At 63.8% G+C, this 21,866-nt stretch carries 17 protein-coding genes; 13 read left to right on the forward strand and 4 right to left on the reverse strand.

Annotation, left to right across the window (positions count from 1 at the left end; genetic code table 11):
• The first annotated feature begins 7 nt into the window (after window positions 1-7).
• Genes IPP68_02500 through IPP68_02525 form a run of 6 tightly spaced genes read left to right on the forward strand, consistent with a single transcriptional unit; the run spans window position 8 to window position 5,010 of the window.
• A complete protein-coding gene (locus IPP68_02500) occupies window positions 8-883 on the forward strand; it encodes a ParB/RepB/Spo0J family partition protein (GenBank protein MBL0349231.1) in 876 nt (291 codons plus the stop codon).
• Window positions 880-2,013 (forward strand): hypothetical protein, encoded by a 1,134-nt coding sequence (locus tag IPP68_02505; GenBank protein MBL0349232.1) that lies wholly within the window; start codon window positions 880-882, stop codon window positions 2,011-2,013. Before IPP68_02500 ends, IPP68_02505 begins: the two co-directional genes overlap by 4 nt.
• A gap of 10 nt (window positions 2,014-2,023) precedes the next feature.
• Window positions 2,024-2,242: a hypothetical protein gene (locus tag IPP68_02510; GenBank protein ID MBL0349233.1), complete on the forward strand. Its 219-nt coding sequence runs from the start codon at window positions 2,024-2,026 to the stop codon at window positions 2,240-2,242.
• Between the two features lie 43 nt (window positions 2,243-2,285).
• The gene (locus IPP68_02515) at window positions 2,286-3,386 is read left to right on the forward strand and encodes a glycosyltransferase family 4 protein (GenBank protein ID MBL0349234.1); all 1,101 of its coding nucleotides are present in this window, start codon (window positions 2,286-2,288) and stop codon (window positions 3,384-3,386) included.
• Window positions 3,383-4,189, forward strand: a complete 807-nt coding sequence (locus tag IPP68_02520; protein ID MBL0349235.1) for a hypothetical protein — start codon at window positions 3,383-3,385, stop codon at window positions 4,187-4,189. The genes IPP68_02515 and IPP68_02520 overlap by 4 nt, the downstream gene beginning before the upstream one ends.
• A complete protein-coding gene (locus tag IPP68_02525; protein ID MBL0349236.1) occupies window positions 4,186-5,010 on the forward strand; it encodes a hypothetical protein in 825 nt (274 codons plus the stop codon). Before IPP68_02520 ends, IPP68_02525 begins: the two co-directional genes overlap by 4 nt.
• Before the next feature lie 149 nt (window positions 5,011-5,159).
• Here IPP68_02525 and IPP68_02530 read toward each other — a convergent pair whose 3' ends face one another.
• The gene (locus IPP68_02530) at window positions 5,160-9,584 is read right to left on the reverse strand and encodes a VCBS repeat-containing protein (protein MBL0349237.1); all 4,425 of its coding nucleotides are present in this window, start codon (window positions 9,582-9,584) and stop codon (window positions 5,160-5,162) included.
• A gap of 48 nt (window positions 9,585-9,632) precedes the next feature.
• Complete coding sequence (locus IPP68_02535; protein ID MBL0349238.1) at window positions 9,633-12,098, reverse strand: VCBS repeat-containing protein; 2,466 nt, start codon at window positions 12,096-12,098, stop codon at window positions 9,633-9,635.
• A gap of 120 nt (window positions 12,099-12,218) precedes the next feature.
• Between IPP68_02535 and thiI the strand changes: the two genes are divergently transcribed.
• Entirely contained in the window at window positions 12,219-13,469 is a 1,251-nt protein-coding gene (thiI, locus tag IPP68_02540) for a tRNA 4-thiouridine(8) synthase ThiI (protein MBL0349239.1), read from the forward strand.
• A gap of 40 nt (window positions 13,470-13,509) precedes the next feature.
• Here thiI and IPP68_02545 read toward each other — a convergent pair whose 3' ends face one another.
• Both IPP68_02545 and IPP68_02550 read right to left on the reverse strand, forming a co-directional pair.
• Window positions 13,510-14,277, reverse strand: a complete 768-nt coding sequence (locus IPP68_02545) for a slipin family protein (GenBank protein ID MBL0349240.1) — start codon at window positions 14,275-14,277, stop codon at window positions 13,510-13,512.
• A gap of 30 nt (window positions 14,278-14,307) precedes the next feature.
• Window positions 14,308-15,624, reverse strand: a complete 1,317-nt coding sequence (locus IPP68_02550; protein MBL0349241.1) for a nodulation protein NfeD — start codon at window positions 15,622-15,624, stop codon at window positions 14,308-14,310.
• 344 nt (window positions 15,625-15,968) lie between these two features.
• Here IPP68_02550 and IPP68_02555 point away from each other — a divergent pair, with 344 nt between their 5' ends.
• The 6 genes from IPP68_02555 to traF all read left to right on the forward strand — a co-directional run bounded on the left by IPP68_02555 (window position 15,969) and on the right by traF (window position 21,860).
• On the forward strand, window positions 15,969-16,517 hold the full coding sequence (locus tag IPP68_02555) for a hypothetical protein (protein MBL0349242.1): 549 nt from the start codon (window positions 15,969-15,971) through the stop codon (window positions 16,515-16,517).
• 118 nt (window positions 16,518-16,635) lie between these two features.
• Complete coding sequence (locus IPP68_02560; GenBank protein ID MBL0349243.1) at window positions 16,636-17,187, forward strand: hypothetical protein; 552 nt, start codon at window positions 16,636-16,638, stop codon at window positions 17,185-17,187.
• Between the two features lie 87 nt (window positions 17,188-17,274).
• A complete protein-coding gene (locus IPP68_02565) occupies window positions 17,275-18,183 on the forward strand; it encodes a hypothetical protein (protein MBL0349244.1) in 909 nt (302 codons plus the stop codon).
• Window positions 18,184-18,296: 113 nt separating this feature from the next.
• Window positions 18,297-19,859 (forward strand): hypothetical protein, encoded by a 1,563-nt coding sequence (locus IPP68_02570; protein ID MBL0349245.1) that lies wholly within the window; start codon window positions 18,297-18,299, stop codon window positions 19,857-19,859.
• A 22-nt stretch (window positions 19,860-19,881) separates the two neighbouring features.
• A complete protein-coding gene (locus IPP68_02575) occupies window positions 19,882-20,262 on the forward strand; it encodes a hypothetical protein (protein MBL0349246.1) in 381 nt (126 codons plus the stop codon).
• A complete protein-coding gene (gene traF / locus IPP68_02580) occupies window positions 20,259-21,860 on the forward strand; it encodes a conjugal transfer protein TraF (GenBank protein MBL0349247.1) in 1,602 nt (533 codons plus the stop codon). The genes IPP68_02575 and traF overlap by 4 nt, the downstream gene beginning before the upstream one ends.
• Window positions 21,861-21,866 lie beyond the last annotated feature (6 nt).

Below are 21,866 nucleotides of genomic sequence, written 5' to 3' on the forward strand. Positions count from 1 at the left end.
AATCGCGATGGCGCACAAAGCGTTGGGTCGGGGCTTGGAAGCCCTGTTGAAGCCCGTGATGGGCGGGGGCGGCGGCGACGACCGCACCTCCATCAGCAAGATCGCCGTGGAGAAAATCCGCCCGAACCGCCATCAGCCGCGGGTTCGCTTCACCCCGGATTCCCTTCAAGAGTTGGCCGATTCCATCAAAATCCACGGCTTGGCCCAGCCGCTCCTGGTCTCGCCCTCGGCGGTGCCCGGCGAGTTTGAATTGGTGGCCGGGGAGCGCCGTCTCCGGGCGGCCCGCATGGCCGGCATGGTGGACGTTCCCTGCGTCATCCGCTCCGTCACCGACCGGGAACGCCACGAGCTGTCCCTGATCGAAAACATTCAACGGGAAAACCTGAACGCCATCGAAGAAGCGGAGTCCATGCGAAAATTGATGGACGAGGCGGGCCTCACCCAGGAAGACATGGCGAAACGGCTGGGCAAAAGCCGGTCCGGCATCGCGAACAAACTGCGCCTGTTGGAACTGTCCCAAATGATCCGGAACGCCCTCATGGAAGGCCTGTTGACCGAAGGCCACGCCCGGGCGTTGCTGGGTCTCGAGGGAAAACAGCTTCAGGAAGACCTGGCCAAGCGCGTCGTCCAGGAAAAATTGAACGTGCGGGACGTCGAGCGCCTCGTGGCCGAATGGTCCGCCGCCCCGGAGCGCGTTCGCCCGGCCAAACGGAAAAACCCCGACGTGCGCGTGCTGGAAGAAGAGCTTCAGCGCCACCTGGGACGCCGGGTGGTGGTGGACTCCCGGGGCAAGGACAAGGGATGGGTCCGCCTGGAATTTTATTCCGTCAACGACCTGGAGGTCCTCACCCAGCAATTGCGGGGCCGCGGCCACCACAAATGAGACGTTCCACGCTTTGGTTGTTCGCCGCTTTGTGGGCCGTCGGGTGCGCGACCGCGCCGGTCAAGCCCGCCCGGCGCGCCCCACCGTTTCCGACCTCCCCCGGGATTTCCAAAAACCGAACGACGACCGTCGCGGAGAAGCCGGCGCCCCCGCCGCCCCCCCCCGTGTTGACGCTCCCGGCCCCGTTGCCGGCCGACGCCGAGCCGTCCGCGGCGGCGGTCCCCCAGCTGTTGTCGTCCCTGCCCAACCTCAACGATTACACGCTCCTGGCCAACGGCGGCTGGAACGCCAATTGGTATGTCGGCCACAACACCTGCTGGGTTCATAAACTGCCCGCCGCTTCGTCGGGTCCCTACGTCCGGGCTTTCGTCGGCGCCAAGCTGGGGGCCATGAAAACCGAGCCGATCCCCGGGCGGCCCACCTGGGAGCGACGGGTGATCCCCGGCGAAGTGGCCATCGCCCTGGGCCCCGAACCGGCGTGGTCGCAAAGCAAACGTTATCTTCTCGCCATGTCCGAGGACATTCCGTTGGAAGGCGACGCGGACAACGCGCTGGAGGGCGTGGGCGAAGCCCGCTGGTTCTGGGTCGAGGTGCCCGTCAAATCGATTTCAACGACCGGCGACAACTACGTGGCCGTTTATTCCCCCGACGACGAATTCCGGGACGCCCGCCACGCTCCGATTCTGGCGGCGGGCCCCACCAACGGCGTCGTCGACACCTGGCTCAACAATTCCGTGCGCGGTCAACCGCCCCTGACGCCCGCCGAAGCCTTGAAAACCCCGGTGGTTTCCTACGAACCGGCCGTGGCGCTTAAATTGGTGCCCGCCCGGGAAGAGCGCCCCCGGGTGGCCTGGCGGCGCCCCCCCGCCAAAGACGCCGAAATCAACCCGCGCCTTGTTTTGGAGGCGGAGGTCTCGGGCTCCGATATTGAATGCGCCTGGGTGGAATTCTCAACCGACAGCCGTTCCTGGCATCGGGCGGGACGCCGCCAATGGGGCGCGCCCTACGCCTTTACCCTCTCCCGGGACGCCTTGCCGAAGGGACCCCTGCAGGTGCGGGCCGTGGCCCAGGACGCGTGGGAGTATACCGGCGCCTCGACCGTTTTGGTTTTGAAAGTTCCCCGAAAATAACGGAGGCCCTATGAAACGACTAATTCTTCTTTTGCCTTTTCTCGCCGCCTGCACGTCCAAACCCAAAGAAGCCGCGGCGCCCGCGCCCAAGGTGGACAACACCGTGGTCCGTTACACCGAGAGCCTGAAGTACGACGTTCAGAAGGCCAAGGAAGCCCAGGTCAAAGCCAACGAGGCCATCGCCCGGGAACAAGCCACCGCGGCGGCCGCCGCCCAAGCCACGGAATAAGTGTCCCTCCCCCTCGCCCCGCGGTTTTCGGGCAGGCGCTAACGTGCGCGTCCTTCACGTCACCGAAAGCCGGAGCTGGTCCGGTGGAACGGTGCAATTGTGGAACCTTTGCCGGGGCCTCACCGCGGCGGGCCATCGGGCGGCTCTTTTCTGCCCCCCCGACGGGGAACTCGTCAAGCACGCCGCCGACGGCTCGGTGCGTTTGGAAACCTGCCCCATGCGGGAGGATTACGATGTCCCCGCCGCTTGGCGGCTGGCGCGCCTGGTCCGGGAATTTCAACCCGACATCGTCCACGCCCACCATCCCCGGGCCCACGCCATCGCGCTTTTGGCGTCCCTCTTTGCGCCGGTTCGGCGCCTCGTGGTTTCCCGCCGGGTCTCTTTCAAACTCAAAAAATGGAACGTCTTCAGCCAACTGAAATACCGTTCCGGCCGTATTAAGATGTACGTCGCGGTGTCGGACGATATTCGCCGGGTGCTGGTGGCCGGCGGCGTGGCGCCGGAGAAGGTTCAGGTGATCTATTCCGGCGTCGACGTTAAAAAATTTGCGCCCCGTCCCCCGGACGAAACGGTTCGCCGCTCCCTGGGCCTGCCCGCCGGTGTGCCGGTGGTGGGCAACCTGACCCACTATTCCTGGTGGAAGGGGCAGTCCTTTTTCCTGGAAGCCGCCCGCAAAGTATTGGACGCGGGGGTCCGGGCCCATTTCCTCCTGGTGGGCAAAGACACCGACGGGGGCGACGCCTTGAACCGCGTCCACGCCCTGGGCATCGACGATCAAGTGACCCTGGCGGGGTTTCGCACCGATATGCCGGAAATTCTTTCGACCTTGTCCGCGAGCGTGGTGTCGTCCCTGGCGGGGGAGGGTTTTTCGGGAGTTCTTCGGGAATCCATGTGCATGGGGATCCCGGTGGCCGCCACGGCCGTGGGGGGGAACGGGGAATTGGTGAAAAACGAGAAAACGGGCCTTCTGGTTCCGCCCGCCGACGCCGACGCCCTGGCGGCCGCGGTCCGGCGTCTGCTCACGGAACCCGAACTCGCCCAGCGCATGTCCCGGGAGGCCCGGACCAACGTGGTGGAGAATTATTCCATCGACAACATGGTCGCCAAAACGATCCGGCTCTACGAACGCTTGGTGTTTGCGTGAAGTCTTTTTTGGCCGCGGCCGTTTTTTGGGTTGCCGCGGGCGCCCGGGCCGGCGAATGGTCCGTTCAATACCTTCCCCAGGTTCGGACGGAATACGAAGGCACCGGTTTTCGCCAGGTGCCCAACGGGTGGGAGCTCAAGGTCAAACCCTGGACCCCCGCCGGCGGTTTGCGCTGGCAGCAACCCCTGGCCCCGAAACTCTCCCTCCAAGCCCAATACTGGGTGAACCGCTCGGCCTATTTTAAGGAAGACGGAAACACCCAGCTGGGACCCCTGCGCCAAACCGGTTTGACCCGCCAATCGATTCAATCGTTGTGGGTGGATGTCCGTCGACCCCTGGCGGGTTCCGCGGTGGAGGCGGTGGGGGGCGTTCACGGTGTGTATCAGAGTTTCCGTCGAAAAGACATCGTGTTCAACGGCGCGGCCGACCCGTCGTCCACCTTGGACACCCAATCCGGCCTGGGCGCGCACCTGGGTGTCCATTTCGGCCGCCTATTGCCGCCGGAGGAGCGTCGCGGGTATTTTTGGGACGGCGAACTTCTCCTGGGCCGATTGCTCTGGACCCGGAACAACCGGCGCACCGAGGGCGGCGGCATTCATTCGGGAGGGTACACCTATTCTTTCCGACTCGAGGCCGGCCGAGCGGTGGGGCCCCTGCGTTTGAGTTTGGGCTACGCCCGTCAGATGTATGAAATCCTGGTCCCCGGCGGCCGGGCCCTTCCGTCGGGCGCCGCGGGTTCCCTCCCCATCAACAAAACCGATTTCTTCGGGCCCTATCTTTCCGTGGGGTGGGCCTACCGATGAATCTTCGATCCCTGACGCTCGGAATTCTGGCCGTCGCCTCCCTCTCCGTCGCCCATTCGGTGGAACCCGACGGCGGAACCTGGTCCATGACCCTGGTTCCCGGCGCGACCCTGCGTTACCGCGGGGAAGGAAAAATACTGCCCCAGGGCTACGTGAACCGAACGGAAAAACAGCGGGCCCCGCTTTACCGCTTGGAGTGGAGGCAAAAGGCCGATCCGTCGGGGTATTGGGGGTTCGCCCTTTGGCACACGGGCGTTTTTGGGGGAGGCGCCTTCCGCCCCGAGAGCGTGCCGGACGTGGCGGGGGGAGATTACCAAACCGACCTTTTAAACGTCGGATTCACCAATTTATTCGTGACGTACCATCGTCCGCTGGAAAGTTGGCCGGTGGAGGCCGAGGTCGGTTTTTCCATCGCCCGGGAAATATTTAAACGGAAAGAATTCGTCGTGCAGGGGATCGCCGCGCCCAACGGGTTGGACGACGTGAACGAGATTTCAGCGGAAGGGTTCGGCGTCGGGCTTTCGGGTATTCACGGCGGGCCGGTGTATGTTCGATGGCGGGCCGCCGCCCATTATTACGTTCAGCTTTTTGACGCGAAGACGGACGCTTCCGCGGGGCAGATTTTCCAATCCGAAGCCGGCCTGGGTTGGCGGCGGGGGCGGTTCAGCGTCGAAACCGGGGCCTTGTGGCAGGCCTGGTTCATCCTCGGCCAAGGGAATCGGCGCCTGTCGGTGCCGGGCACCCCCGGGGCCGTCATCTCCTACAACCGCCAAGACACCCGTCTGGGCGGCCTTTACCTAAAAATCGAAAACCGTTTTTAACCCGCCTTTTGCAAAAGGACGCGGGATTCGACAAAGGATACCGGACTTTTTCTTCCTCAGAAAGCTCGTCCATGGAACCCCCATGGCCTTCGCTTTCTTCGTCGAAACTGTCTCGGTCCTCACGCCCATTGCAAAATTCGGGTTTAACGTTACGGCCCGGCGGTGATGGTGACGGTGATGTCCTGCGGCGACTCGGTGGCCGAGGTCGTCGGCATGTCCAGCCGGAACCAAATGTCGCGGGCGGCGGCCACCGGCACCGAGACCCCCGTCACCGATCCGTTGATCGAGAACTGGGTCGCGCTGGACGGGGCGCTGGTCCCGGTGATGACGTCTTCCGGCCCGAAAGCCCCCAGGGCCGGACGCGACCCGTGGAACCCCCCCGACACCACGACCACGTCCCCCGACGTCGGCAAAGCGTTTCCGATGGACCAGGGGCTCCCCGCGGTCGTTGTCGCCGCGGAAAGGGAGTAGGTGCTGGCGATGTTGCCGTCGTTTTGAATCGTGACGGCCGTGGCGGTGTGGGAACTGCTGCCCACGGCCAGCGACCCGAACAAGTACGGATCGCCCGCCGTGACCGTCACCGACCGGTTGATGAGGGCCGGGGTGGCGCTCGTGGTGTTTGAAATGTTGGACCACTCGCCCACGTCGTCTTGGCTCCAGAGAACCAAATAATAGAGGTCGTTGGTGGGGAGCGACAGGGGGTAAACCTGGGACGTGCCCGCCACCGCCGTGGTGGCGATCGTCAGCGTGATCGCCCCCGACGGGGTCGTGGCCGTGCTCCACACCGTGGCGGCGATCGTCGAGTATTGGATTCGAAAATTCCCGACCAAATTGTTATAAATCGCATCGTCCCCCGCCGCCGACCAGGACAACGTGACCAACCCCGGCGAAGCCCCCGTGACCGCGCCGAGGGTCGAGGTCGCCGGCCCCACGCCCGTCCAAAGGGTGCTGGTCGCGACGGCCAAGGCGGTGTAGGCGCTTTCCATCAGTCCCGCGTCGATGGTTTTGACGTGAAAATAATAGGTGGTGTCCGTGCGAAGCCCGTAATTGGTCGACAGCGAATTCCAGGGTTCCGTCGAATTCAGAACCATGCCGTATTTCGTGCCGCCGTCGTAGGTCTTGGGCGGGTCGAAGGGGCCGCTTTGGACCAAGGGCACAAAGGACGTTTTTGTCGCGATTTCAACGTAATAACTTAATCCAGCCTCCGGCGTGGCGCCGGGGGCGTTGTCGACCCCTTCGTTCCACATAAAGGTCCCGGTGGAGGTCCCCACGCGCTGGAAGACGAAGGAGGTTTTCAGGATCGTGGGCGGGTTGGGGGCCACGTTCGCCACGGTCGAAAGGTTTCGGTAGACGCGCAGTTGGTTGCCGCCGCCGCTGTCAACGCCGGACACGACAAAATCGATGTCGCCGTCGGCGTCGTAATCCCCAACGGCCAGGCCCCCCAGGGAAAGGTCGTCCGCGGCGGTGGGTTCCACTTCGACCCGGGTAAAGGCCCCGCCCCCGGCGTTGATGTACGCCCGGGTTTCCGGAACGCCCCCGGCCGTCGTCCCGGTCAACCCGTGCACCAGAATGTCCAAATCGCCGTCGTTGTCGATGTCGCCCCATTGGGCGCCGCCCCGGGAGTTGCCGCCGTCCACCCCGTTGACCTCGATTTGGGCGGGGTCGAAGGTCCCGTTGCCGTTGTTCCGATAGACCCGCAATTCCCGGTTGGCGGTCAATCCTCCCAAAACCCCCTCCACCAGAATGTCGAGATCGCCGTCGGCGTCGAAATCTCCGAAGTGGGCGCTGTGCTTGCCGTTGTACCCGTCAATCCCCGCGGCCGGATCCACGTCGATCTGATTGGGGTCGAAGGTTCCGTTCCCGTTGTTGCGGTAGACCCGAATCTCGCTGCTGGTGCCCCCGCCGTTCCATCCTTGGGCCAGAATATCCTGGTCGCCGTCCCCGTCGATGTCGCCCCAATCGACGATGCCGTCCTGGAGGCCGCCGGCGGCCCCGTCGATTTCAATTTGGTTCGCATTGAAAGTCCCGTTGCCGTTGTTCAAATAGACCCGAAGCTGGCGGGCGTTGGCGGCGTCGAGGCCCGCGCAGAGTATGTCCAAGTCGCCGTCGTTGTCGGCGTCGCCCCATTTGACGTCGCCCGCGTTCAGCCCCCCGTTCAGCCCGTCCACTTCGATCTGATTGGCGTCAAAGGTCCCGCCGCCGTTGTTGCGATACACCCGAAGTTGGCTGTTCGCGGCCGCGCCCCCGGTGGTGATGCCCGAGGCCAAAATATCCAAATCGCCGTCCCCGTCAAAATCGCCCCAATCGACGCCGCCGGTGTACAAACCGCCATTGAGGGCGTCGACCTCGATTTGGGCGGAGTTGAACGTGCTGTCCCCGTTGTTAATGTAAACGCGGAGCTGATAGTTCGTCCCCGCCGAAACGCCGCTGGCCAGAATGTCCATGTCCCCGTCGTTGTCAAAATCGCCGAAGGAAACGCCGCCGTTTTGGAGGCCGCCGCCCACGCCGTCCACCTCGATTTGAAGCGGACTGAAATGCAGGGCCGGCGGGGTGGCGCTGGCGGTGTTGGAAATGGCGGAATACAGACCCACATCGTCCCGGCTCCAGAGGACGAAATACCAGGTCCCATTGTCAAATACCGTGACGGAAGTGCTCTGGGCGACCCCGGGCGCGATGGACGTAGCGAAATTCAACGTGTAGGCCCCCGCGGGGGTCGAAGTGGGGTTCCAAACGGTGGCGGCATTGCTGGAGTATTGAAGGATGTAGTTGCCGACCAGGTTCCCCCGGTTTTGATCGTCCCCCGGGGACGTCCAGGTCAAGTTGACGATGCCGTCGCTGGCCCCCGCGCCCGCCGTCAACGTGACGGCGTTGGGGGCGACGCCGGTCCAAAGGGTGGCCGCGGCGCTGGGAGCGCTGTTCAACAGCCCGGCGTCGACGGTGTAGACGCGGTAATAATACGTGGTGTCGGTGCGCAGGCCCGGGTGCGCCAAGGCCGCGTTCCAGGGGGCCGTGGACACCAAATAAACCCCGTGGCGGCTGTTGCCGTCGTAAATCAGCGGGGGTCGGCTGTAATTCCCCCGTCGCGGCGTCGCGGTGCTGACGTGGGGGATGACTTTTCGAGCGAACGTGGCGAGCGTCGAAACTTCCAAATCGTAATCCAAAAGAGCGGCCGCCGTGGCCCCGGCGCCGGCGTCCGCGGCCGGATTCCATTTGAAAGTCGCGGTGGAAACACCGGTGGCGCTAAAAACAAAGGTGGAGGCCAAAACGGCCGTGGCCCCGGGGGCGACGGCCGTCGTCACGTTGTTTTGATAGACGCTCATCTGTCGCAACGCGGCGTTGTCGATGCCGGAAACCAGCAGGTCGATGCCGTTGTTCCCGTTGTAGTCGGCCCAGGCCAAGTCGCCGTTTTGAAGCCCCAGGTTCCCAGCGCTCTCCACGTTGAATTGGGTGAAACCGAAGCCCCCGTTGTTGCGGTAAAGCCAAACTTCGACGAGTCCCGTGGCCGGCCGGAGGCCGACGACGGCAATGTCCAAAACACCGTCGTTGTTGGAATCACCGACCGCCAAACCCCCGTTTCGAATACCCAGGTTGGCGGCCCCGGGAACGTTGAACGTGGTGAAGGTGTCGTTGCCGTTGTTGCGGTAGACCCGCAGCTGGCTGTTGGTGCCGTCAAACCCCATGGCGACCACGTCCAGCAACGCGTCGCCGTTTAAATCCCCCCATGCCACATCCCCATCGGACAAACCGCCGCCTCCGGCGGTCACGTCGACGGCGGTGGCGTTAAAAGCCCCCGACCCCAGGTTGCGATAAAGATGGACTTGGCGGCCGGCGCCGTTTTGGCCCTCGACCACCAGATCCAAATCGCCATCGTTGTTGTAGTCGGCCCAGGCGACCCGGGCGTTGGCGGCGTAGCCGTTGTTGGCGGCGCCATTCACTTCAATTTGATTGGCGTTGAAAGTCGCGTCGCCGTTATTTCGATAAACGCGCAATTGACGTTGGCCGGCGGGATCCAGCCCCGCCGCGGCCAAGTCCAAATCGCCGTCGTTGTCGAAGTCCCCCAAGGCCGGCGACCCGTCTTGAAGGCCCGATCCCGCGTCGACCGTCAGTTGGGTGAAGGCCAGGGCCCCGTTGTTGCGCGCCACGGCGATGATGCGGGAGGCGGCGGTGTTTCGACTGCCGGTAACGACGACGTCCAGGTCGCCGTCGCCGTCCAAATCGCCCAAGGCGATTCCGCCGAAAGCCCATCCGTTGTTGAGGCCCAACACTTCCGTCTGGGTGGCGTTGATGGCGTACGCCGCGGGACCGCCGTTGGCGTAAACGCGCAGTTGGTAGTTGCCGCCCACGTCCTGGCCGCTCACCACCAAATCCAAGTCGCCGTCCCCGTCCATGTCGCCCCAGGCCGTGCCGCCGAGGGTCAATCGTTGATTGGCGGTCGTTTCAAAGTTGAGTTGGACGGCGTTGTACGGCAGGGCACCCGCGGAGAGAGCCAGGAAGGAAAAAAGGCTGGCGGGAAGGACCCGGAATGAAACGAAATTGATGAGCCGATCGCGATGGCGTGGCGCGGTGTCATTCATTGATCCTATTAGGATAATGAATTTAGAGATTGTTTCAAGAGGTTATATTTAAGGACTGGCCGTGAGGGTAACCGTGATGTCTTGGGACGTCGAAGTGGCGGACGTCGTGGGCATGTCCAATTTGAACCAAAGCGTTCGGACTTGGCCGACCCCGGCGGCGACGCCGGTCTGGGTCCCGTCGATGGAATAGGCCGTTCCCGAAGCCGTCTGGGAGGCGTTGGTGAGCACGTCCTCCGGCCCAAAAAGCCCCGCGCCGGGCCGGGTGGCGTGAAAACCCCCCGCGACCACCGGTGAATCCGGCCCCGCCGGAAGGGCGGGCCCAAGGATCCACGGACTTCCGGCGGTCGTGGTGGCCGCTGAAAGAAAATACGTGGTGGACACATTGCCACTGTTGGTCACGGTGATCCCCGAGGCCGTGACCGAACTGGCTCCGACGGCCAAGGAGCCGAAATTGTAAGGCGAACCGGTCACCGTCACCGAACGGAGAATCACGCCGGGCGTGGTGTTGGCGACGTTGGAAATGGCCGACCATTCCCCCACATCGTCCTGGGACCAAATCACGATGTAATACGTGTCGTTGGTCGTCACCGTTACCGTTGTTCGCTGGGCAGCGCCCACAACCGCGCCGGTGGCGATTGTCGTCGTGTAAGCCCCGGAGGGCGTGGTGGAGGTGCTCCAAGCCGTGGCGATATTGCTGGAATATTGAATGCGGTAATTACCGGTGAGGTTGTTGTAAATCATGTCGTCCCCCGGCGCGGTCCAGGTGAGGACGATGTCTCCCGGCCCCGTTCCGGCCGCCGCCACCAGGGTCGAGGTGGTGGGGGGAACGCCCGTCCACAGGGTTTGGGAGGCGCTTGGTCCGCTTTGGAGCAGTCCCGCGTCCACGGTACGAACTCTGAAATAATACGTGGTGTCCGTCCGCAGGCCCGGGTGGGCGTTGTTCCCGGCCCAGGGCTGGGTGGAGCGTAAAACCACCCCGTGGCGGGCGTTTCCGTCGTAGATTTTGGGCGGTCGAAAATAATTGCCCATTCGGGGCGTGGCGGTGCTGGCCATGGATATGGTGGTTCTGGCGAAACTGGAAAGGGTGGAAACTTCCAGGTCGTAGGCCAGGGTGTTGGCCCCCGTGGCGCCGGCCCCGGCATCGCTTCCGGGGTCCCATTTGAAGATCGCGGTGGAAAACCCAACGGTGGAAAAGGCGAAAGAACCGGCGAGCGTGGGGGGCGCCGTCGGCGCAACGGCCGTGGACACTTGATTCTGGTAAATCCGCGTTTGCCGGGCCGCGGCGTTGTCGGAGCCCGACGCCAGGAGGTCGACGCTGTTGGTGGCGTTGTAATCGGCCCAGGCCAAACCGCCGTTCTGAAGGCCCAGATTGGCCGCGCTTTCGACGTTGAATTGGGTAAAACCGAACCCTCCGTTGTTTCGGTACACCCAGATTTCCACGTTGCCGGTGGCGGGCCGGAGCCCGATGGCGCCGATGTCCGGTTGGCCGTCGTTGTTGGAATCGCCCACCGCCAGGGCGCCGTTACGGAAACCCAAGTTCACCGCCCCGGGAATGTCGAAGGCGGTGAAGGTGAAACCGGGACCGCCGTTGTTCCGGTAGGCGCGCAACTGGGCGTTCGTCCCGGCGCTCAGGCCCATGGCCACGATGTCCAAAAACCCATCGTTGTTGAGGTCGACGAACACGGTGTCGGCGTCGGAAAAACCGCCCACGCCGGTCGTGGGGTCCACGGGGCCGGTGAACCCCCCGTTGCCGTTGTTCGTAAAGAGATGGAGCCGGCGTCCGGCGGCGGCCTGGCCCGACACCAGGAGGTCCAAAAATCCGTCGTTGTTGTAGTCGCCCCAGGCCACCGCGCTTCGGGTGGCGTAGCCGTTGCCCGCCGCGCCCGGCACTTCAATTTGATTGGCGTCGAAAGTCCCATTGCCGTTGTTGCGGTAAACCCGAAACTGCCGCGCCCCCGCAGGGTCCAATCCGCTCACGGCCAAGTCCAAGTCCCCGTCGTTGTCGAAGTCTCCCAGGGCCGGCTCGCCGCCGTCCAATCCCGATCCGGCGTCCACAGTGCTTTGGGTGAACGACAAAGCCCCGTTGTTGATCGCCACGAGGATTTGGCGGGTGGCCGCCGCGCCACGGTTGCCGGTGACCACGATGTCCAGCCGCCCGTCGCCGTTCAAATCCCCCAGGGCGATTTCGCCCGCGGCCAAGCCGTTGTTCAATCCGAAGACCTCGGTTTGGGCGGCGTTGATGGCGAACCCGGGAGCCCCGCCGTTGGTGTAGACGCGCAGTTGCCGGGTTCCACCGGAGGTCTGTCCGCTCATCACCAAGTCCAAGTCGCCGTCGCCGTCCATGTCGCCCCAGGCGACGCCCCCCTGGGTCAAGCGATCCGCCGCGGTGACCGGCTCGATTTCGATTTGGGCCGGGTTGTAGGGAAGGGCCAGGGCCACGGGCAAGTTCCCCCGCAAAAGAAAGACGAGGAGGCCCCCGGCCGAAAGGAAAGAGCGGGGCCCAAGAAGCGGCACGCTGTTTTTCGCCGATTTATTCGCCATAAGAAGTACAGAGATTCATCTCTAAAGCATACCCCCTGGCACGGATTTTGCAAGAGCTTGCCGTCCCGTACGTGATCCGGCGATTTTGATAACATGCCGTCCATGAACGTCGTCGTCGTGCACTACGCGGAACTGGGCCTCAAAGGCGGAAATCGCCGAATGTTCGAGCGCAAGCTCATGGAAGACATTCGGGCGCGCCTGTCGCCCGTTCACGCCGGGCGGGTGCGGCTGGAGTCCGCGCGGGTGCTCGTGGAGTTGACCGAAAACCATTCGCCCGACGCCGTCCGGGCCGAGTTGGGAAAAGTCTTCGGAGTGGCCTGGTTCGCCTTCGGCCGGTTGTTGCCCTGGGGGCCGGGGAACCCGGGATGGGACGCCTTGGCGGACGCCGCGGTGGCGCTCGTGCGTTCCTTTCCCCAGGCCAAAACGTTCAAGGTGTTTGCCCGCCGGGCCGTCAAGCATTACCCGCTGTCTTCCCAGGACATCTGCGTGCGGCTGGGAAAGAGGATCGGCGAAGACACCGGGTTGTCCGTCGATTTGGACCACCACGACGTGGCGGTTCACGTGGAAATCCTCACCAAGGAAATTTGTTTTTTTGCGGAGCGAACCCAGGGATTGCGGGGGTTGCCCAAAGGATCCTCCGGGGAAACCCTGTGCCTGTTTTCCGGGGGGATCGATTCGCCCGTGGCGGCCTGGCTCATGATGCGCCGGGGCGCCCGGGTCCACTACCTGCACTTTCATCCATTCCGGTCGGCGGCGGAAGTTCGGGATTCGAAAATTTTCGAATTGGACCGGGTGCTGCGCGCCACCAGCCCGTCGTCCAAGCTTTACCTGGTTCCCCACGACCGCTATCAAGTGGCCGCTTCCCTGGCGGTGCCGGTCGAATACGAGACCGTCTTTTTCCGCCGCTTCATGTTCCGCGCCGCCGAGTCCCTGGCCCGTCGGGAGGGCTACAAAGCCTTGATCACCGGGGACAGCCTGGGCCAGGTGGCGAGCCAAACCCTCGAAAATTTAAAAGCCGTGCAAACGGAACTGACCTTGCCGGTCTTTCAGCCGGTCATCGCCTACGACAAAGAATCCATCGTCCGGCTGGCACAGCAAATCGGCACCTACGAACCGTCCATCCGCGCTTACAAAGACTGCTGTTCGCTCATGGCCAAAAAACCCAAAACCAACGTGGCCACCCCCGTCGTTCGGCGGCTGGAAGAGCAGTTGGACATGCCCCAATTGATCGAGGAATCCCTGGCCCAGGCCGAAATCTGGGACGGCGCCGCGCTTCGCCCCTGGACCCGGGGGGCGTACAAAGAAAAAACCGGCGGGAAGACCCCGCCGGTTTTTCCGACTTAAATTCCGCCCGCTGGCCGGCGGATTCGATCTCTCCCGCCGATCAATTCTTGTTTTTGGTCACCATGTTCGTCAGGATGCTGATGAATTCCATGGGCAGGGGGAAAAGGATCGTGGTGTTTTTGTCCCGTCCGATCTCCACCGCCGTTTGCAAGTAACGCAACTGAAGCGTGACCGGCTCGGCGGCGATGATTTTGGCCGCCTCGGCCAATTTTTGGGAGGCCTGGAATTCGCCCTCCGCCGCGATGATCTTGGCCCGGCGATCCCGTTCCGCCTCGGCTTGGTGCGCCATGGCCCGCTGCATCTGTTCGGGCACCTGGACGTCTTTCACTTCGACGATGGAAACCTTGATGCCCCAGGGGTCCGTCTGCTGGTCGATGATTTTCTGAAGCGTGGTGTTGATTTTCTCCCGGTGCGACAGCAGCTCGTCGAATTCCACCTGGCCGAGGACGCTCCGCAGGGTGGTTTGGGCGATCTGCGAGGTCGCCAGCATGAAGTCCTGAATTTCAATCACCGCGCGCACGGGGTCGATCACTTTGAAATAGCACACGGCGTTGACCTGGCAGGGGACGTTGTCTTTGGTGATGACCTCCTGAACGGGCACATCCAACGTCACCGTCCGCAAGCCCACCTTGACCATCCGGTCGATCAGCGGCCACAGGAAAAACAGTCCGGGCCCTTTGGCGCCGATCACCCGCCCCAGACGGAAAATCACCCCGCGCTCGTACTCCGGAACCACGCGCACCGCGTTCACGATGACGATGAAGGCGATGATCGCGATGGGCAGAAACCCGATGCCGAATCCAAACATGTGTTGTTCTCCTCTCGATGAACGAACGTCTTAAGACGGCGGCCCCACCCGAAGGCGGGTCCCCAGCACTTCCAAAACTTTCACCCGGTCGCCGGGTTTAAACGCCTCCACCCCGTCCGCGGTCCAGAGGGCCCCTTGGACGAACACCAAACCGTCCGGCCGCACTTCGGCCGTTTGGCCCCGAAGACTTTCCGCGCCGGTGCGCGGCGGCGCCCGCCGGGCCTGGAACACCTTCCGGAGGGCCAAGCCGAAATAGGCCGCCGATCCGGCCAAGGTCCCGACGATGAGAGGCCAGGACACCCGCCCCGCGGGCGAATCGCCGTCGAACAAGAGGAACGAGCCCAGGCCGAAAGCCAGCAGGCCGCCGAAAATTAAAAGCCCGTGGGAGGAGACGATGAGGTCGACGGCCATCATGATCAATCCGGCGACCAAAAGCACCAGCCCGGCGGTGTTGATCGGGAGGATTTGAAGGGAAAAGAAAGCGAGGACCAGGCAGGTGATTCCGGCGATGGCGCCCAGGCCCACCCCCGGCGTTGCGAACTCGTACACGAGGGCGTAAAATCCCAGAACGAGCAACAGGTAGGCGATGTTCGGGTGGCCCAGCACATGAAGGCCCCGTTGGGCGGCGCTCATGGGGTGATCGACCCGGGTCGCGCCGCGAAATCGCAGAGTGAACGTCCGGCCGTTTTTGCGGACGACCCGCCCCTCGAGCCGATCCATCAATTCCGTTTCGTCCGCCGCGAGCAAATCCACCACGTGGTTCGCCAGGGCTTCCTCCGCCGTCAGGGAAACGCTTCGGCGCACCGCGTCTTCCGCCCAGACGGCATTGCGGCCGTGGGCCGTCGCCAATCCGCGGATGTAAGCGGCGGCGTCGGAAAGGACTTTCTCGCCCAGGACGTCGGCGGTGCCCGTGGAGGGCGCCGGGGCGGATCCTCCCGTCGGGCCCCCGCCCAAATTCACGGGGTGGGCGGCGCCCAGATGGGTTTCGGGGGCCAGAGCGGCCACGTCCGCGGCCATCGTCAAAAAAACGCCGGCCGAAGCGGCCCGGGCGCCCCGGGGCGCCACGTGAACGATGACCGGGTAGGGGGCGTTGATCATGGCCTGGACGATGTCCCGGGTGGCGTCCAAAAGCCCCCCGGGCGTATCCAGGCGAAGGATCACGGCACCGACGCCCAGGGCCTCGGCCCGTTGGAAGCCGCTCAAAAGATGGTTTTTGACCGCCGGATCGATCGGACCGTTCACGTCCATGACGAGGACGGGCCGCGGGGCGGCGTCTTCCCCTCGAATTTCCGCGAAGGCCGGAAGGACAATCAGGGCCAATAGCCCAAGGCGCGTGGAGGCCCGCATGGGCCCATTTTACCAGTTCGCAGCCGGTCCGGCGCAAGGGAAGTTCGAAAGTGCCTTTTTTTGCCTTTATTGCCTTTCGCGCTAAAGCAAATTCCATGCCAAGATCCCTTGCAAATAAGCTATGCAGGGGCTATACATGATTCAGATCAGGCTAATAGCTATACACCAAGACCGAAACCCTGGAGGCCCTGATGAGCTTTACGCGCACCTTCCCCTCGATCGTCCGATCGATTTCCCGTGTCCGAAGCGCGATTTTCTCCAATCCAGGCCCCCATCCCCGATTTGTTCAACACGATGACACAACGAAACAAATTCGAGTCGCATCAAACCCTAGGAGGGAACACATGAAGAAAATGGCAAAAGCGCTTCTGATGATGGGCGCGGTGGTGATGGCGGGCGCGGCGATGGCGGCGACGACGGACACGGTGGTGTTGACCGTGACGCCGACGGGAACGAAGAGCCTGTCGATCGACCGGGTGAGCTACGACTTCGGCGCTCTGAACCTGGGCACGACGGGGAACATCTCGTCTTCGTCCACGGTGACGAACGACGGAACGCTGGCGGCGACCTGGGCGATGCGGGTGAGCGTGGACGACGGGGTGTGGGTGGCCAGCACATCGGTGGGCGCGGACCGATACGCCCTGTATTCCCTGCTGAACGCGGCGGCGCCGGTGTCGGCGGACTTCAACTCGGGCGGCGGTTTCGACGACGTGGTGGTGTCGGCGGGCGCGGGCTTGGGCCGGGTGTCCACGGGGACGAACTACACGGGCACGCAGAGCGGCGTGGGCGTCTTGGCGGGCACGACGCGGGGCCTGTGGTTCCGGCTGGACATGCCGACGTCTTCGAGCGTCGCCACCCAGCGGTCCTTCACGGTCGAAGTGGAGGCCCAATAACACCAGCGGCACGGTTTGGATGAGCCTTTCCTAGGTTTGATCGCCGGGTCGGCGGGGTATTTTCCCGCCGACCCGCGGCGGCGGAGAGGCGTCAAGCGGACAACGAGGGAGGACGCACATGATGAAACGGATGAAAGGGCTCTTGATGGCGGGGGCGGTGGTGGTGATGGCGGGCGCGGCGATGGCGGCGACGACGGACACGGTGATTTTGACCGTGACGCCGACGGGGACGAAGAGCCTGTCGATCGACCGGGTGAGCTACGACTTCGGCGCTCTGAACCTGGCCACGACGGGCAACATTTCGTCGTCGTCCACGGTGACGAACGACGGAACGCTGGCGGCGACTTGGGCGGCGCGGGTGAGCGTGGACGACGGGGTGTGGGTCGCCAGCGACACGGTGGGCGCGGACCGTTACGCCCTGTACGCCCTGCTGAACGCGGCGGCGCCGGTGTCGGCGGACTTCAACTCCAGCGGCGGCCAGGACGACGTGGTGGTGTCGGCGGGCGCGGGCTTGGGCCGGGTGTCCACGGGGACGAACTACACGGGCACGCAGAGCGGCGTGGGCGTCTTGGCGGGCGCGACGCGGGGCCTGTGGTTCCGGCTGGACATGCCGACGTCTTCGAGCGTCGCCACCCAGCGGTCCTTCACGGTCGAAGTCGAGGCTCAATAACAATCCCGGGCGGGGCGGACGTCGTTTCGTTCGTTTACGCCCGATGAACGACAGCACGAACAACATCGACAAAAAATGGAGAACGACATGGCAAGCGGTTTGAAGCGTCGAACGCGGTGGGGCGCCCTGGCGGGGTTGGCGGTCATCGCCGTCCCTCTTTGGGCGAAGCTGTCTTTGGGGGTCCGTTTCCCGGACATCGTCCTGGAAAACGTCAACCCGGGGATGGTCTTGAACCTCCGGCAGGCCAAGGGAATGCCTTACGTCGTCATCAACCAGTCCGACTTTCCCGTGGACGTGGTGGTGGACGTGGAGCTCCCGGGCCCGCAACACATCGACCCCAAAGAAGGCTACGAGCCCGCTCCGACCAAGGAGTGGGTTCAGGTGGTGCCCAATCGGTTCCGGTTGGGGGCCGGCGACATCGGAACGGCGGAAGTCATCCTGTCCGTGCCCAAGGACCCGGCCCTGATCGGCAAGCACTACCAAATCAACCTGCACGCGCGCAGTCTCGGCACCGGGCAATTGGCCCTGGCGGTGAACCATTACATCCGGTTCTCGGTCGGGTCCATGGGACCGGGCGCCTTGGCCAAGGAGAAAAACCGCGTGGCGGTGGGCAAGCTGGACTTGGACATGACGCCGACGTTGCGTCTGGACAAAGTGCCCTTGGGCAAACCCATCGCCCTGGAGGTCTTGGGGGGGACGCTGAAAATCACCAACCGCGGCGACGATCCGGTCAAGCTGAAATTCGCCAGCAACCGCGTTATCGCCAGTTTGCGCGAACCGGGATGGACCGATCCACCCCATCCCGAATGGCTGTCCATGAAACCCGCGGTCGTCAAGGTCAAGCCGAACCAAGTCAAACCGGTGAAGCTTTTCCTGAACATTCCGGACGCGCCGGAAAACCACGGGCAAAAATTCCAATTCCTGATCACGGCGGAATTGGCCGACCTGGGAATCCCGCTTCAGTATTACTCCCGGGTCTACGTGACCACGGAATGAGGGGATCCCGTTGATTCCCCATTTCCGAAAGGGTTCCAACCGGCGGGGCGATCGGCGACCCCCCGGGGAAACGCCTTAATAGAGGTACCTAAGGATAAGGAGTTGAGCGACTCTTGAGCGCGACAAACGGTCGAACGATCTTCCGGCGGCTTCTGCCGGGGTTCCTGTGGGGAACCCTGTTGCAGGGGCTCTTGGTCTTTGGAGGCCTCCCCCTGGGAGCGGCCCCCACGGACTCGCTGTCGTTCACCGTCTCCATCGTGGACGCCGACCCGCCCGCGGCCATCGCCGACGTCAGTGCCTCGTCGACCGTGACCCCGGGTCAAGCGGTGCTCACCTGGACCGCGCCCGACGAGGACGCTGTGGGCCTGAACGGCGAGGCCGTTCAATCCTACGTGGTCAAATACGCCACCTTCTCCATCGCGAGCCTGGGCGGCAATTCCGCCCTCTGGTGGACCCTGGCCTCCACCGCGCCCTTCCCGCCCGTCCCGCAAACCCCGGGGAACGGCGAAATCATGGTGGTCAATCTCGCGCCCACCACCCGCTACTACTTCGGGGTCCGCTCGCTGGATCCCACCGGCAATCTCTCGCCCATCGACACCACCGCCCCGCAGGCCACCGTGCTCACCGGGCCCACGGACTTCGAAATTCCCGCCCCGGTGTCCGGCGTGGCGCTCGCGAACAACGCGGGCCTCTACACGATGACGTGGTCCTCCACCACGGTCAACACCGATGGCACTCCGGCCACCGACATCGTCGGCTACGAAATCCACAGTTCCACGGACCTCTTCGGGTCCTTCGGTTTGGTCGTCTCCACTCCCGGCATCGGGGGCGGATTCTCCTTCACGCCGGATCCGATCAACGATGTGTTTTACGTGATTCGCGCGGTCGACAATTCGGGGAATCGGTCTCCCCTGATCGACTCCAATTTCCTCCACGTGACGCCGACGGCCATCTTGGGCCTGGTGGGCAAATCCACCGACGGTTCCATGACCCGGGCCTACGTGCCGGAAGGGCTGATCCCGGAGGTGAAGGCGGGCGGCGACCTCCTAATCGGGATGAGCGTCAACAGCCAGCCGGCCTACAACCGGGACGCGGCCCGTACTTTGGGCACTTACAATTTGACCTTCAGCGGGCCGGGGGCCGCCGCCAACGCGGACTTCGCGATGTCCCGGCCCAACATGAACGTGACCTTGCAATACGCCGCCAACGCCGGGGCCAACGCCTCCAACATCGGCGTCCTCTGGTGGAACGGCTCGGCCTGGGTCAAGTTGGGAATCGATCCTTCGAACGTGGACGAAACCCTGCGCACCGTCCGTTTCGACACGGGCCTGCCCGGCATCTATCAAGTTCGCTTCTATCAAAAGGCGGATGGCTTGTCCCTGGACCGGGCCGCCGTGTTCCCCCGGGTTTTCTCGCCCAACGGGGACGATGTGAACGATCGGGTCTTCTTCGCCCTGGACAACCCCAAGGGGTCTTCCTTCACCGGTAAGATTTTGGATCTCTCCGGCGGCTGGGTGGCGGACCTGCAAGCCGCCGGAGCCGGCGCGCCCAGCCCCGACGCCCTGGCCTGGGACGGCCGGGATAAGACTGGACATATCGTTCCCGCGGGGGTATACATTTATAAGATCGAAGGCGAAGGACGAACCTTCACGGGCACCGTTGTGGTGGCGCAATGAGCCCGCACCCGGAGAGACAACGATGAGGATTCACCGACGATGGGGACGCCGCGCGGCGTTGGCGGGGGCGATGGCCCTGGCCGGGATGCCCTTGCGCGCGCTGACCTTGAACACCAACGGCGTCCTCCCCCGGCTTTTCTCCCCGAACGGCGACGGCATCAACGACGTCGTTTATTTTTCCCTCAGCAACCCCGCCCTGTCGGACGTAACCGGCCGGGTGTTGGACGTGTCGGGCGGCGAAGTGTCGGACCTGGCCCCCGCCGGGGCTTTCGGCCCCACGCCCGAAAGTTTGATGTGGGACGGACGGGACCGGTCCGGGCGGGTCGTCCCCTCCGGCCCTTACCTGTTTGAAATCCAAGGAGACGGCCAATGGATCCGCGGCGTCGTGGTGGTGGTGTTATGACTCAAGCCAGCGTTCTTCGCGCCACCCGGGCCGGGCGCCTCTTCTTGGCCGCGGCGCTGACCGCCGGGCCCCTGCGGGCCTTCGACGAATTTTCCGTCGGGGCGCGGCCCGCGGCTCTGTCGGGCGCCTTCACCGCCGTGGCCGACGATGTTCACGGCCTTTACTACAACCCGGCGGGTTTGGCGTTGCTGCCGCGCCCCGAGTTGACCGCCTATTACGCCCGGCTTTTCCCCAACCTTTCCGATCAAACCCGAACGGCGCTGACGTTCCTGGGCGGAGCCTGCCCCCTGCCCTTCGACGGCCGTTGGGGGGGCGCCGGCGTCGGATACACCGAATTTCGCGTGGATTCCCTTTACAAGGAACGGCAACTCGTTTTGGGCTACGGCCGCTCCCTCTTGGCCGACCGATTGTCCCTGGGGGTCGGACTCAAATCGCTCCAGCGGGTGTTCGGCGACACCGCCGACACTTTAAACGCTTTTTCCGGCAACAACCCCGGCAACCGGACCGGGGCCATCGACCCGGTGTTTCAGGGCGGCCACGGCGCCACCGCCATTGGCTTGGACGTGGGCGCCCTGTACCAGCTTTTTCCCCAGTGGCGATTGGGCCTGGCGTTGGCCAACCTCAACCGGCCCGACCTGGGCCTCGCGAACGACGAAAAATTGCCGCTCATCGCCCGGATGGGCGTGGCGTATCAGCCCAAGTTCATGACGGTCAGCGCCGACCTGACCCGGCGGACGTTTTTGAACAGCCGGCCCGACAATCGGATTCACCTGGGGGTCGAGCGCGGGTGGCTCTTCCGCCGCTACGGCACCTTGAGCCTTCGCGGTGGCGCCGGTTTCGGGGGCCGCGATTACCGCCAGGTGACCTTGGGCGCGGGCTACGAAGTCAACGGCGTCGTTTTGGATTACGTTTTCACCGTTCCCCTGGGGGCCTTGGACCAGACCGGCAACACCCACAACATCGGATTGTCCTACAAGTTCGGCCGGGCGCCGGCCGAGGACGAACTGTTGGCGTTGATCGTCGAGGAACGGGACGCCACGGCGCGGGCGGAGGAAGCTCTGCGGTTGGCCGAGGCCGAATCCGCTTTCGTGAAGGACGAACGCAATCGATTGCTCCAGGAATACACGGCGGAAATCGACCGGTTGAAAAGAGAAGCCGAATTGAAAAAACCCGCGGCCGCCCCGGCCAACCGGGTGCTGACCCCCGAGGAACGGGCGCGCCTGGCCCGGGAAAAAGCCCTCCGCGAATACGCCGCCGCTTTTGACGCCGCCTACCGGGGGTATCAGGTTCAAGTGGAGCGGGGCGCGACGTTGACCGCCCGGCTTGAGAAACTGAACGCCTTGACCGCGACCTATCGGGACAAAGGGATTGATTTGTCGCGGGCCTTCAAGGAGGTTGAAAAGGTCAAAACCGAATTGGCTCAGGTGTCCACGGATTATCGTTTGACCCTGGATTTTTACCGCAAGAACGCCGCCCAGGGCGCGGACGCCCAGGAGCAAATCTCCCTGTTGGAACGGATGATCAAGAAATACGCCCGCGCCGGCATCGACCTGTCGGAAGCCCAGAAGGAACTGGCGAAATTAAAAGGCGGAAAATAGTCCCCG

The organism is Elusimicrobiota bacterium, from assembly GCA_016722575.1.
Taxonomy (GTDB): domain Bacteria; phylum Elusimicrobiota; class Elusimicrobia; order FEN-1173; family FEN-1173; genus JADKIY01.

Bases quoted from the DNA above. Each gene is read 5' to 3' on its own strand.
- IPP68_02500 (MBL0349231.1), top strand. From the start codon at position 8: ATGGCGCACAAAGCGTTGGGTCGGGGCTTGGAAGCCCTGTTGAAGCCC.
- IPP68_02505 (MBL0349232.1), top strand. From the start codon at position 880: ATGAGACGTTCCACGCTTTGGTTGTTCGCCGCTTTGTGGGCCGTCGGG.
- IPP68_02510 (MBL0349233.1), top strand. From the start codon at position 2,024: ATGAAACGACTAATTCTTCTTTTGCCTTTTCTCGCCGCCTGCACGTCC.
- IPP68_02525 (MBL0349236.1), top strand. From the start codon at position 4,186: ATGAATCTTCGATCCCTGACGCTCGGAATTCTGGCCGTCGCCTCCCTC.
- IPP68_02530 (MBL0349237.1), bottom strand. From the start codon at position 9,584: ATGAATGACACCGCGCCACGCCATCGCGATCGGCTCATCAATTTCGTT.
- thiI (MBL0349239.1), top strand. From the start codon at position 12,219: ATGCCGTCCATGAACGTCGTCGTCGTGCACTACGCGGAACTGGGCCTC.
- IPP68_02545 (MBL0349240.1), bottom strand. From the start codon at position 14,277: ATGTTTGGATTCGGCATCGGGTTTCTGCCCATCGCGATCATCGCCTTC.
- IPP68_02550 (MBL0349241.1), bottom strand. From the start codon at position 15,624: ATGCGGGCCTCCACGCGCCTTGGGCTATTGGCCCTGATTGTCCTTCCG.
- IPP68_02555 (MBL0349242.1), top strand. From the start codon at position 15,969: ATGAAGAAAATGGCAAAAGCGCTTCTGATGATGGGCGCGGTGGTGATG.
- IPP68_02560 (MBL0349243.1), top strand. From the start codon at position 16,636: ATGATGAAACGGATGAAAGGGCTCTTGATGGCGGGGGCGGTGGTGGTG.
- IPP68_02565 (MBL0349244.1), top strand. From the start codon at position 17,275: ATGGCAAGCGGTTTGAAGCGTCGAACGCGGTGGGGCGCCCTGGCGGGG.
- IPP68_02575 (MBL0349246.1), top strand. From the start codon at position 19,882: ATGAGGATTCACCGACGATGGGGACGCCGCGCGGCGTTGGCGGGGGCG.
- traF (MBL0349247.1), top strand. From the start codon at position 20,259: ATGACTCAAGCCAGCGTTCTTCGCGCCACCCGGGCCGGGCGCCTCTTC.